The sequence below is a fragment of the Streptomyces sp. NPDC002536 genome, from assembly GCF_053594995.1.
Genome location: NZ_JBSFWU010000060.1, coordinates 1 through 11550 on the forward strand (window position 1 = coordinate 1; position 11550 = coordinate 11550).

At 70.5% G+C, this 11550-nt stretch carries 11 protein-coding genes and 1 pseudogene; 7 read left to right on the plus strand and 5 right to left on the minus strand.

Annotated features, from left to right (window positions below):
• Positions 1 to 262: zinc ribbon domain-containing protein (locus ACWD4B_RS21855; protein ID WP_451422296.1), on the plus strand; the 262-nt coding region annotated here is incomplete at its 5' end.
• A gap of 169 nt (positions 263 to 431) precedes the next feature.
• Here the strand turns inward: ACWD4B_RS21855 and ACWD4B_RS21860 are convergent.
• The 3 genes from ACWD4B_RS21860 to ACWD4B_RS21870 form a co-directional block, all read right to left on the minus strand.
• Positions 432 to 1808, minus strand: coding sequence for a cytochrome P450 (locus tag ACWD4B_RS21860; RefSeq protein WP_336415124.1), 1377 nt, complete (start codon positions 1806 to 1808; stop codon positions 432 to 434).
• Between the two features lie 247 nt (positions 1809 to 2055).
• Positions 2056 to 2712, minus strand: coding sequence for an NADPH-dependent FMN reductase (locus tag ACWD4B_RS21865; RefSeq protein WP_451422297.1), 657 nt, complete (start codon positions 2710 to 2712; stop codon positions 2056 to 2058).
• Positions 2713 to 2790: 78 nt separating this feature from the next.
• Positions 2791 to 3801: an alpha/beta hydrolase gene (locus tag ACWD4B_RS21870; RefSeq protein ID WP_451422298.1), complete on the minus strand. Its 1011-nt coding sequence runs from the start codon at positions 3799 to 3801 to the stop codon at positions 2791 to 2793.
• 228 nt (positions 3802 to 4029) lie between these two features.
• On the opposite strand from ACWD4B_RS21870, the gene ACWD4B_RS21875 reads away from it, so the two are divergent.
• Positions 4030 to 5775 carry a pyruvate dehydrogenase gene (locus tag ACWD4B_RS21875; RefSeq protein WP_451422299.1) on the plus strand — a complete coding sequence of 582 codons (1746 nt, stop codon included), beginning with the start codon at positions 4030 to 4032 and terminating at the stop codon, positions 5773 to 5775.
• Positions 5776 to 5838: 63 nt separating this feature from the next.
• Positions 5839 to 7119, plus strand: a complete 1281-nt coding sequence (locus tag ACWD4B_RS21880) for an erythromycin esterase family protein (RefSeq protein WP_451422300.1) — start codon at positions 5839 to 5841, stop codon at positions 7117 to 7119.
• Positions 7120 to 7130: 11 nt separating this feature from the next.
• Here ACWD4B_RS21880 and ACWD4B_RS21885 read toward each other — a convergent pair.
• Positions 7131 to 7361 (minus strand): annotated as a pseudogene (locus ACWD4B_RS21885) (transposase); the annotation flags it as partial.
• 68 nt (positions 7362 to 7429) lie between these two features.
• On the opposite strand from ACWD4B_RS21885, the gene ACWD4B_RS21890 reads away from it, so the two are divergent.
• The 3 genes from ACWD4B_RS21890 (at position 7430) to ACWD4B_RS21900 (ending at position 10862) form a co-directional block, all read left to right on the plus strand.
• Entirely contained in the window at positions 7430 to 8650 is a 1221-nt protein-coding gene (locus tag ACWD4B_RS21890; RefSeq protein ID WP_451422330.1) for an RNA-guided endonuclease InsQ/TnpB family protein, read from the plus strand.
• 102 nt (positions 8651 to 8752) lie between these two features.
• Positions 8753 to 9430 carry a WD40/YVTN/BNR-like repeat-containing protein gene (locus ACWD4B_RS21895; RefSeq protein WP_451422301.1) on the plus strand — a complete coding sequence of 226 codons (678 nt, stop codon included), beginning with the start codon at positions 8753 to 8755 and terminating at the stop codon, positions 9428 to 9430.
• Positions 9431 to 9611: 181 nt separating this feature from the next.
• Positions 9612 to 10862, plus strand: a complete 1251-nt coding sequence (locus ACWD4B_RS21900; RefSeq protein ID WP_451422302.1) for a cytochrome P450 family protein — start codon at positions 9612 to 9614, stop codon at positions 10860 to 10862.
• Here ACWD4B_RS21900 and ACWD4B_RS21905 read toward each other — a convergent pair.
• On the minus strand, positions 10852 to 11091 hold the full coding sequence (locus ACWD4B_RS21905) for a hypothetical protein (protein WP_451422303.1): 240 nt from the start codon (positions 11089 to 11091) through the stop codon (positions 10852 to 10854). The two genes, ACWD4B_RS21900 and ACWD4B_RS21905, sit on opposite strands and share 11 nt — an antisense overlap.
• Positions 11092 to 11212: 121 nt before the next feature.
• On the opposite strand from ACWD4B_RS21905, the gene ACWD4B_RS21910 reads away from it, so the two are divergent.
• Positions 11213 to 11479 carry a GlsB/YeaQ/YmgE family stress response membrane protein gene (locus tag ACWD4B_RS21910; RefSeq protein ID WP_336415208.1) on the plus strand — a complete coding sequence of 89 codons (267 nt, stop codon included), beginning with the start codon at positions 11213 to 11215 and terminating at the stop codon, positions 11477 to 11479.
• Positions 11480 to 11550: the final 71 nt, after the last annotated feature.

Genomic DNA, 11550 nt, shown 5'->3' on the forward strand with positions numbered 1-11550 from the left:
GGCCGGCCGGTTCGAGCCCACCAGCCAGGTGTGCTCCGCCTGCGGTCACCGCGACGGCCCCAAACCCCTGCATGTACGGAAGTGGACCTGCACGGCCTGCAGCACCGTTCACGACCGGGACCACAACGCCGCGAAGAACGTGAAATCGGCCGCCGGACTGGCGGTTGCAGCCTGTGGAGCGCCGGTAAGACCAGAACCCGTTCTGGCACAGCGCGACGAAGCAGGAAGCCACGGAAGCCCGCCCGAAACCCGCGCCGCGTAGCGGCACAGTACCGAGCAGGCAGGCCAGAATCTCCCTCCTCCAGGAGGGAGAGCAAGTCAATTCCTCGGCATACTCGCCTCGTTGAAGGCCTCCGAGGGACCGTGGACGTACTGCGCGATCGGCTATGACAACGCGGACAACCCGACACCGCCGAAGACCGTCGGCCTTCCTACCCCGTAGGCGACTTCGCCGCGCGCAGCGTGGCACGCAGGGGGCCGTCCGGCTGGATCAGCAGGGCGGCCTTCGGCCGTACCGGGCCGGGGTCGACGTCCACGTGGAAGCGCTGGGCGAGCGTGGCGAGCAGCAACGCGGCCTCGACCTGGGCGAATCGTGCGCCGAGGCAGGTGCGCTGTCCCCCGCCGAAGGGGAACCAGGCGTGGGCGGGCACCGCCTCGGACGTGCCGGGGTCCCAGCGTTCGGGGCGGAAGGCGCCCGGGTCGGCGAACCAGCGCGGGTCGCGGTGCGCGGTCCACTGGCTGCACCACACCTTCATGCCGGCCGCGACGGGCCGGCCGCCGAGGACGGCACCCTTGCGGGCGACGGCGGAGTGCAGCCAGACGGGCGGGTAGAGCCGCAGCGACTCCTTGACGATCTGCTGGGTCCACGGCAGGCGTTCGTAGTCGTCGATGCCCGGCGGCCGCCCGCCGAGGACGCGTTGCAGTTCGTCGTCGAGCCGGGCCCGCACCTGCGGGGCGCCGGCCAGCAGGTACCAGGTCCAGGTCAGGGTCGTGGACGTGGTCTCGTGGCCGGCCGCCCAGAGCGTGACCGCCTCGTCCCGCACCTCCTGGGCGGAGAGCGGCCGGCCGTCCTCGTCGCGGGCCGCGAGCAGCCGGCTGAGCAGGTCGTCACGGTCCTCGGCGTCCGCTCCGGCGGCCCGGCGCGCACCGATCAGCCGGTGGACCTCCGCGTCGATGGTCGCCACGGCGGCGTCCACCCGGCGCCGTGCGGGGGTGCGCACCCAGCCGGGCAGGAAGAGACTCATGCTGCGCAGCTCGGCCCCGACCTCGTGCTGGGCCACGATCATGGCGTCGCCGAGCGCGCCGCCCTGGTCGCCGATGTCGTTGCCGAACAGGGTGCGGACCACCACGCGCTGGGTGAGCAGCGCCATGTCCCGCAGTACGTCGATGCGTTGGCCGTCGCGCCAGCGGTCGGCGACGGACTGCGCGCAGTCGACCATGGTGGACGCGTAGAGGCGCACCTGGCGGGGTCTGACGGTCGGCTGGACCAGGGACCGTTTGCGGCGCCACTCGGCGCCCTTGCTGAGGATGACGCTCTGCCCGGCGACGCGCCGGAACGCCCAGCCCACGTCGAGGATGTCGAAGGTCTGCTCCACCGCTCCCAGCAGTTCGCCGATGTGCTCGGGGTGCGAGACGAACAGGCTGCGCAGGGGCCCGAGCGACCAGGTCACGCCGTCGCCGTACTCGTCGCGCAGCCGGGTGAGGAAGGTCAGCGGGTCCCGGCCGAAGGCGGGGAGGTTGCCGAGCAGCGGCAGGCCGCGCGGGCCGGCGACGGGACGGAACGGAAGGACGGCGGGCGCGGCGGCCATGGCGGGAACCTCCGGGCGGCGGCACGGCCGCCCTGGCAGACAGTGGATCCCCTGATGGTGGCGTGCCCCCGGCGCAGGCAAAAGACGCAGATCGGGTGATACGGGCACAGACGTGCGGGCCGGGGCGCCTGTAAGGGGCGCGGGGAACTGCGCGATCAGCCACGACGCGCCCGCAGGTCGGTCGCGCCCACGCGGCGGAGCCGCGCAATGTCACAGCCCCGCGCCCCTACGGGGCGCCGAACGCGCCCTAATCCTGCGCGCGCTGCGTCAGCGGCGCATCCGTGCGGTCGCCGAGGAACTCGTACCAGCGCCGCTGCAAGCACACGTACCGGGTGTCCGCCTCGACCAGGCTCAGGAACGACGACACGGTCTCCCCGAGCCGGTCCTGCAGCCCGGTGTCGGACAACTGCCCGTCCGCGAGCATCTCGTGCGCCTTGGCCAGGCTGAACATGTCGGGGTACACCCGCGTGCCGAGGTGTTCGAGTGGGACCCGCAGGGCCCACAGCCCGCGGTTGCCGCCGACCATGGACGGGGAGGCCGACGCCAGCAGGGCCTGCTTGTCCTTGAACGGCTGCGGCCGGACCCGGGAGACCCAGTCGACGGCGTTCTTCAGTACACCGGGTACGGAGGCGTTGTACTCCGGCGAGGAGATGACGAAGGCGTCGCAGGCGTCCAGCCGTTCGCACAGCGCCCTGGCCCCCGGCGGGATGCCCTCGGCGGCCTCCACGTCGCCGTCGTAGAGCGGCATGGGGAAGTCCGCCAGCCGGACCGCATCGGCCACGGCGCCCGTGCCCTCGACGAGGCGCGCCAGGAGCGCGGCGAGACGGGTGTTGAGCGAGTCGGCGCGCAGCGAGGCGCTCAGGACCAGGACACGGATCGGGGCGGGTGCGGCATCGGTGGCCATGGCGCCCATCATGGCGGCGCCGGGGGCGCACGGCCACCCGGCGGGCGCCGGTCCGGTGAGTCCGTCACGGGTGCGGGATCACGGGTGCGGGACCGGTGCCTCCATGTGGGAGCTGATCCACTGGATGGGCCCCTCCCCCATGCTGGGCACGTACGTCCGCGCGTTGTGCGAGCCGTTGGGTATCTCGCGCAGCATCGTGTGGACGGGGCCGGTGTTGCCGTAGGTGGCGATGAACTGCTTCACGTCCGCCATGGCCTTCTTCTCCTTGGTGCCGACCTGGAAGGCGATGTAGACGTCCGGCCCGCCGGCGGCGATCAACTCCTTCGCCAGCACCTGCGGATTGTTCTGCTGCCGCTCCTGCTCGTGGCTGGCCCACAGCCGGGAGTCGGGCACGATGTCGGGGCCGGAGGCGATCACGGCCTTGAACTTGTCCGGCTTCTGCAGCACGGACTTCAGCCCCGCGAAGCCGCCGGTGGACGAGCCCATGAAGCACCAGCCGTCCCGGGACCTCAGCGTACGGAAGTTGGCCTTGACCAGATCGGGCACGTCCTCGGTGAGCCAGGTGCCCATTTTCGGCTGACCGGGGATGTCGCTGGCGTCGTAGTACACGCCCTTGCTCTCGGGAACCGGGTTCAGCACCGGCATGACCACGAGGAACGGGAGGCTCTTGCCCTCCTCGGCCCACGTGGTGATGGAGGACTGCAGATGCAGGTCGGTGCCCATCCAGTAGTTCTTCGGGAAGCCCGCGCCCCCGGGCAGGGCGATCATCACGGGGAAGCCGCTCTTCGCGTACGCCGGGTCGTCGTACTGCTTCGGGGCCCACACCCACACCGGGCCGGTGAAACCCGACTTGGCTCCGTGCAGGGTCGTCACGGCGATCTTCGTGCCGTCGTCCAGGGTGCTCTCGACCCGGAAGTCGGCCTCGGGCCCGGTGGGCAGCAGTGTCCGGGGGTCGGTGCTCTGCGTGGCCTGCCCGCCGCTGGGCTTCTTGCCGAACCTGATGGATTCGCCCTTGTCCGAGAAGACTCCGAAGTGGTCGAGCACCGGCCACGCGATGAGCCCGAGGACCACCAGGGAGGCCAGGACCACGCACCACTTCCTGGCGCGTGATATTCGATCACGCGCCTTCGATCGGTGAGTGCTTCCGGGCGAGTAGGACATCGCAATTCTCCAAGGGAATTCTCGCCTCCGGCCCCTGTGGTGCGCAGAACGGATGGGCCGTTCGGGTGACGCCCGTACATTCCACGGGCCGATGGCACAGGCGCGCGTTCCGTGGGTTGATGGGGGAAGAGACGGCCACGGAGGGCAGGTGCGCACATGGCGAAGCAGACGGTCGCCGAGCAGTTCGTGGACATCCTGGTACGCGCCGGGGTGCAGCGGCTCTACGGGGTGGTCGGCGACAGCCTCAACCCCGTCGTCGACGCCGTGCGCCGGCACCCCGGCATCGAGTGGATCCAGGTCCGCCACGAGGAGACCGCCGCCTTCGCCGCGGGCGCCGAGGCCCAGCTGACCGGCACGCTCGCCGCGTGCGCGGGCTCGTGCGGCCCGGGCAATCTGCACCTGATCAACGGGCTGTACGACGCGCACCGTTCGATGGCCCCGGTCCTCGCGCTCGCCTCGCACATCCCGAGCAGCGAGATCGGCACCGGGTTCTTCCAGGAGACGCACCCGGACCGGCTCTTCCAGGAGTGCAGCCACTACAGCGAACTCGTCTCCAGCCCCCGCCAGATGCCCCGGGTGCTGCAGACCGGCATCCAGCACGCGGTCGGGCAGGGCGGCGTGAGCGTCGTCGCACTGCCCGGCGACATCGCCGCCGCCCCGGCCCCCGAGCGCACCGCCGAGCACGCGCTGGTCACCAGCCGCCCCTCGGTACGGCCCGGCGACGCGGAGATCGCCGCCCTGGCCCGCATGGTCGACCAGGCGGAGAAGGTGACCCTCTTCTGCGGCAGCGGCACCGCGGGCGCCCACGACGAGGTGATGGCGTTCGCGGAACGGGTGAAGTCCCCGGTCGGGCACGCCCTGCGCGGCAAGGAGTGGATCCAGTACGAGAACCCGTACGACGTGGGCATGAGCGGCCTGCTCGGGTACGGCGCGGCCTACGAGGCCACCCACGAGTGCGACCTGCTGCTCCTGCTCGGCACCGACTTCCCGTACAACGCCTTCCTCCCCCACGACGGCGTAAAGATCGCGCAGGTGGACGTGCGGCCCGAACACCTGGGCCGGCGCGTCAAACTCGACCTCGCGGTGTGGGGCGACGTCCGCGAGACGCTGCGCTGCCTGACCCCGCAGGTCCGGCCCAAGGAGAACCGGAAGTTCCTCGACAGGATGCTCAAGAACCACGCCGACGCCCTCGAAGGCGTCGTGAAGGCCTATACGCGCAACGTCGAGAAGCACACGCCGGTCCACCCCGAGTACGTGGCCTCCGTGCTGGACGAAGAGGCTGCCGACGACGCCGTGTTCACCGTCGACACCGGCATGAACAACGTGTGGGCCGCCCGCTATCTCACCCCCAACGGCCGCCGCCGCGTGATCGGTTCCTTCACGCACGGCTCGATGGCCAACGCCCTGCCGCAGGCCATCGGCGCCCAGCTGCTCGACCGCCGCCGCCAGGTCGTCTCGATGTCCGGCGACGGCGGGTTCACGATGCTGATGGGCGACTTCCTCACCCTGGTCCAGTACGACCTGCCGGTCAAAGTGGTGCTGTTCGACAACTCCTCGCTGGGCATGGTCGAACTGGAGATGCTGGTGAGCGGCCTCCCCTCCTACGGGACCACCAACCACAACCCCGACTTCGCCGCCATCGCCCGGGCGGCGGGCGCCTTCGGCGTGCGGGTCGAGAAGCCCAAGCATGTGCGCAGTGCGCTCCGCGACGCCTTCCGGCACAAGGGCCCGGCGCTCGTGGACGTCGTCACGGACCCCAACGCCCTGTCCATTCCCCCGAAGATCACCGCGGAGATGGTCGGCGGATTCGCCGTGTCCGCAGGGAAGATCGTCCTGGACGGCGGGGTGGGCCGCATGCTCCAGATGGCCCGCTCCAACCTGCGCAACGTGCCGCGGCCGTGAGCGAGGCACGGGGCGCCCCGATATTCGATCGCAGCACCGTCGCGTGCCGGATACCGTGACCGCATGCCTCCTGTACACGACGACGCCTTTGCCGCTTGGCTCCGCGCCGACACCGCGCCGCTCGACGGTCTCGACCCCGACACCTCGCTCGACGACCTGGAGCCGCTGCGGGAGGCCGTCGGCGACGCCCGTGTGGTCGCGATCGGGGAGAGCTCGCACTTCATCGAGGAGTTCGCCCGCGCCCGCCACCGCATCCTGCGCTTCCTCGTGGAGCGCTGCGGCTTCACCGTCTTCGCGTTCGAGTACGGCTTCAGCGAGGCTTTCGCCGTCGACGCGTGGGCCAGGGGCGCGGGCGAGGAGGCCGACCTCGACGAACTCGCCCCCGCAGCACTGCCCGTGGGCATCCACGAGCCGCTGCGCTATCTGCGCCGGTACAACACCCGCGCGGCCCGCCCGGTGCAGTTCGCTGGTGTCGACATCCCCGAGGCGGGCGGCTCGCTGCTGCCCGCGCTGATCCCGGTGCTGACGTACCTGCGCGAGACCGACCCGGCCGCCGTGCCGCTGGCCGAACAGGCGATCGGCATCGCCGAGCGCTTCGCGGCCCCGTCCATGCCCGTCTCCGCGCCCGCCTGGGCCCGCCTGGGCACCGCCGACCAGGACGCCCTCAGCGCCCTGCTGATGCGGCTGTCCACCCGGTTCCGGGCCGTCGAGCCGCTGTACGTGGCCCACAGCGGCCAGGACGCCTACGACCTGGCGCTGCGGCGCGTGGAAGGCGCCTGCCACACCGACTACACCTTCCGCGCCATGTCCGAACTGTTCGCCGGCAAGGGGCTGCCCGCCGATACCTCGGCCCGCGAGGTCTACATGGCCGGCTCCGTGCTCTGGCACCTGGAGCACTCCGCGCCGGGCACCCGGATCGTGCTCGCGGCCCACAACGCCCATATCCAGAAGGCGCCCGTCGCGCACGGCGGCACGCTCTCCGCCTTCCCCATGGGGCAGCACCTGCACCGCACCCTCGGCGACGACTACTTCGCGCTCGGCCTCACCAGCACCGGCGGCGACACCGCGGAGATGCGCCTGGACGAGAACACCCGCTTCGGCTTCGCCGTCGAGCCCACCCCGCTCGGCTCCCCCGAACCGGGCAGCATCGAGGCCGCGTTCGCCGCGGCGGCCCCCGGAGCCGGTCTCGCCGCGCTGCGCGGCGCGCCCCGCTCGTCGCCCGGGCCCGACCGGATCCGGATGCAGGGCGCATACCTGCACACGCCCGTCCTGGAGGCCTTCGACGGCATACTGCACGTCCCGGAGTCCACGGTGTTCAAAGGTCTCAACGCGTTCGGCTTCTGATTTCTTCTGAGGGCGTCGAACTCCTGGCGCAGGCGTCGCCAGAACACGCCCTTGGGGGAGTTGACGAGTTTGGCCACGGGGGCCGTTGGTGGAAAGTACACCAGCAGATGGGCTTGTTTGTCCGCGCCGTTGAACCCCACGAGCTCACGCTCGAGGTCTCCTCCCCCCATGCGCCGAAGATGAAAGCACTCGAACACCTCGCGCCGGAAAGTGGTCACAAAAATCAAGTGACCGTGCACCACGAAAGCAGAGTTCCGGCTAGTGCGAACATCCTTTGTCGGCCATAACGCACGTATGTATGCTGCTCACCATGCAGCTCCGGTATGCCTTCAGGTTGTACCCGGAGCCTGGCCAACGCACCGCGCTGGCACGGGCATTCGGGTGCGCTCGCGTCGTGTTCAACGACGCTTTGCGAGCCCGTGAGGGTGCCCGCGCCCAAGGTCTGCCGTTCGTCAAGTCGGCGGAGCTGTCCAGGGCGCTGACGGTCGCGAAGAGTACGCCCGAGCGGGCGTGGCTGGGCGAGGTGTCCTCCGTAGTACTGCAACAGTCCCTCCGAGACCTGGACACCGCCTACCGAAACTTCATCGACGGCCTCAAGGGAAAGCGGCCGAAGGTGGGGCCACCCCGATTGAAATCCCGCAAGGATGCACGGCAGGCGATCCGGTTCACCGCGAACGCCCGCTGGAAGATCACCAGCCGGGGTCGGCTGTCGCTGCCGAAGATCGGCGAAATCAAGGTGAAATGGTCGCGGGAGCTGCCTGTGACGCCGTCGAGCGTGACAGTGGTCAAAGATGCGGCCGGGCGGTACTTCGCGAGCTTCGTCATCGACACCGATTGCGCCACGGATCAGGCCCGCTGGGGTGCCCTCGATCCGGATGCCGCGATCGGCATCGACCTGGGCCTGACCCACTTCGCGACTCTCTCGGACGGCACAAAGATCGACAGTCCGCGGTTTTTGCGCCGGGCGGAGAAGAAGCTGAAGAAGGCACAGCGGAAGCTATCGCGCAAACAGAAGGGAACGAAGAACCGGGCCAAAGCCCGCCTGAAGCTTGCCCGTGCTCATGCCAGGGTGGTCGACGCGCGTAAGGAGTTTCACCACCAGCTCTCCACGAAGCTGATCCGCGAGAACCAAGCGGTCGCGGTGGAGGATCTGGCAGTGTCCGGGCTCGCGCGCAGCAGGCTGGCCAAGAGCGTGCATGATGCGGGTTGGTCGCAGTTCGTGTCCATGCTCGAGTACAAAGCACAGCGATACGGGCGCGCGTTCGTGAAGGTCGGCCGGTTCGAGCCGACCAGCCAGGTGTGCTCCGACTGTGGCCACAGGGACGGACCCAAACCTCTAAACGTGCGGGAGTGGACCTGCCCCGCCTGCGGCACCCGGCACGACCGGGACCACAATGCCGCGAAAAATGTGAAAGCGGCCGCCGGACTGGTGGCATCAGCCTGCGGAGTGCCAGTAAGACCAGGACCCGTCCTGGCGCAGCGCGATGAAACAGGAAGTCACGGAATCTCGCCTGAATCCTGCGCCGCGTAGCGGCACAGCAGCGAGTGAGACGGCCAGAATCTACCTCCATCAGGAGGGAGAACAAGTCAACAGTACGGCAGTTGTGCCCGTTCCACCGACGGCGGCGCGACGATGACGTCCTTCGACTCCGCCACCACCGCGGACCGCCGCAACTGGTTCACGCCGGTGCAGTTCGACCCGGTGGACCCGCGCGTCCTGTACTACGGCGGCAACCGGCTCAACCGCTCGGCCGACGGCGGGGCGACCTGGAAGCCGATCAGCCCGGACCTGACCGGCGGCCCCGGCCGCGACACCTACCCGTACGGCACGATCACCACGGTCGCGGCGGCACGCGACGGCGCCACCGTGTGGGCGGGCACCGACGACGGCCGCCTCTGGGTGACCCGCGACCTGGGCCGTCACTGGTCCGAAGTGCTCCACGGGCAGCCGTGGGTGACCCGGGTGACCGCCGACCCCCGCAACCCGTCAGGGGCCTGGGTCGCGCTCTCCGGCTACCGCTCCGGCTCGCCCCTGCCCCACCTGCTGCACACCGCCGATGCCGGACGCACCTGGACCGACCTGTCCGGGAACCTGCCCCAGGCCCCGGTCAACGACGTGCTGAGCGGGGACGACGGCAGGCTCTACGCGGCCACCGACCAAGGGGTGTTCACGCGCACGGCCCGCGGCTGGCACCGCCTCGGCTCCGGCCTCCCGCTGGTCCCCGTGCCGGGCATCGCGTACGATCACGCCGCCCACCGGCTGGTGGCCGCCACGTTCGGGCGCGGCTTCTACGCCATCCCCGTCCCGTAGCACCACCCCCACGGAGACGGTCTTCCGGAGATCCCCCTCACATCGCCCCGCTGTGCGCCGGTGATAGAAATGAGTCCGCCGCGCCGGACCGGCCAGGGGAACTGACGCAACGTCAGAAGTGCCGACCGGCACGACCGTGCCGGGCCGGGGCGCCGTCCCCGTACCCGCAGCAAGAGAGCACATGAACACTCAGCACACCGCAACCGCCTGCCCGTTCGCCCTCGACCCGGCCGCATCCGACGTCCACGGCGAGGCGGCCCGGCTGCGCGCCCTCGGACCCGCCGCGCGCGTCGAGCTGCCCGGCGGCGTGCAGGCCTGGTCGGTGACCGACACCGCCCTGGCCAAGCGGCTGCTCACCGACGCCCGCGTCTCCAAGGACGCCCACCGGCACTGGCCCGCCCTCATCGACGGCGAGATCCCCGAGGACTGGCCGCTGCGCTCCTGGGTGGACGTGCGCAACGCGCTCACCGCCTACGGCGACGAGCACACCCGGCTGCGCCGGCTGATCGGCACCGCCTTCGGGCCGCGCCGCGTACGGGCCCTGGCCCCGGCCGTCGAGGAGATCACCGCAGATCTCCTCGACGGGCTCGCCCCGGACGAGGACGGCGTGGTCGACCTGCGCGCCGCGTTCGCGTGGCTGCTGCCCCTGCGCGTCGTCAACACCCTGCTCGGCGTCCCCGATGCGATGCACGACTCCTTCCGCACCGCAGTCGGCGGCCTCTTCGACACCAGCGCCTCCGAGGAGGAGGCCATGGCGAACGTGCAGACGGTGTACGGGCTGCTGACGGAGCTCGTCGCCGTCAAGCGGGAGACCCCGGGCGACGACGTGACCAGCGTGCTCATCGGGGCGCGCGACGACGAGGCCGGCACCCGGCTGAGCGAGCAGGAGCTGCTCGACAGCCTGCTGCTGCTCATCGGCGCCGGGCACGAGACGACCGTCAACCTCCTCGACCACGCGATCGTCAACCTGCTCACCCACCCCGGCCAGCTGGACCTGGTCCGCGAGGGGCGGGCCGGATGGTCGGACGTCATCGAGGAGACACTGCGGCACCAGTCGCCGGTGGCGACGGTCCTGCCGCGCTTCGCGGTCGAGGACATCCACGTCCCGGAGTCCGGCGTGACCATCCGCCGGGGCGAGATGATCGTCGTCAACTTCGCCGCCATCGGACGCGACCCGCGCGTACACGGCGAGGACGCCGACCGCTTCGACATCGTCCGGCCGGGCCGCCGCGAGCACTTGTCCTTCGGCCACGGCACCCACTACTGCCTGGGCGCCGAGCTGGCCCGCCTGGAGGCCCGGATCGCCCTGCCCGCGCTCTTCGAGCGGTTCCCGGACCTGGCGCTCGCGGTGCCGGCGGAGGAGCTGCGGCCGCTGGAGTCGTTCATCTCCAACGGCCACCGCACGCTGCCGGTCCGCACGGTCAGGGGCTGACTGCGTCGAAGCCGTAGCGCAGCGGCTCGGCGGCGACCCGCAGATCGCGGCGGTAGACGTACATCGCCGCCACCTGCATGGCGGGTCCGTCGGCCGGCGGGTTCTCGACGGCGCACGGCCGGGTGACCTGGACGACACCCGGCCGGTCCGCCACCCGGATCCGCAGGCCGTCGGCGGGCCCACCGTCGAGGACCGCCGTCTCCCACATGGTCACACCGTCCTGAGTCATGATCGACACCATACTTCAGCACTTACGCAAGTATGCAATCGCCGGGCATGCAACCCCGTCGGCCGGGCATGCGTCCGTGAACAGTACAGACGTAGCAACAACGGAAGGCAGGACCACCACCATGGGCATCCTCGGCTGGATCATTCTGGGGCTGCTGGCAGGCGCGATCGCGAAGATCCTGCTTCCCGGCCGCGACCCGGGCGGCTTCATCGGCACCACGCTCATCGGCGTCGCGGGGGCGTTCGTCGGCGGCTGGCTGTCCGCGAAGTTCCTCCACAAGCCCATCGCCAAGCACTTCTTCGACGCACCCACCTGGGGTGCGGCGATCGTCGGCTCGCTGGTGCTGCTGATCGGCTACCGGATCCTCTTCGGGAACTCACGGGACTGAGCGACGCCCAGTCCGTGCACTCTTCACCCGATCGCGTGGTTTCGGGCGGATCATACGCAAAACACACCCGG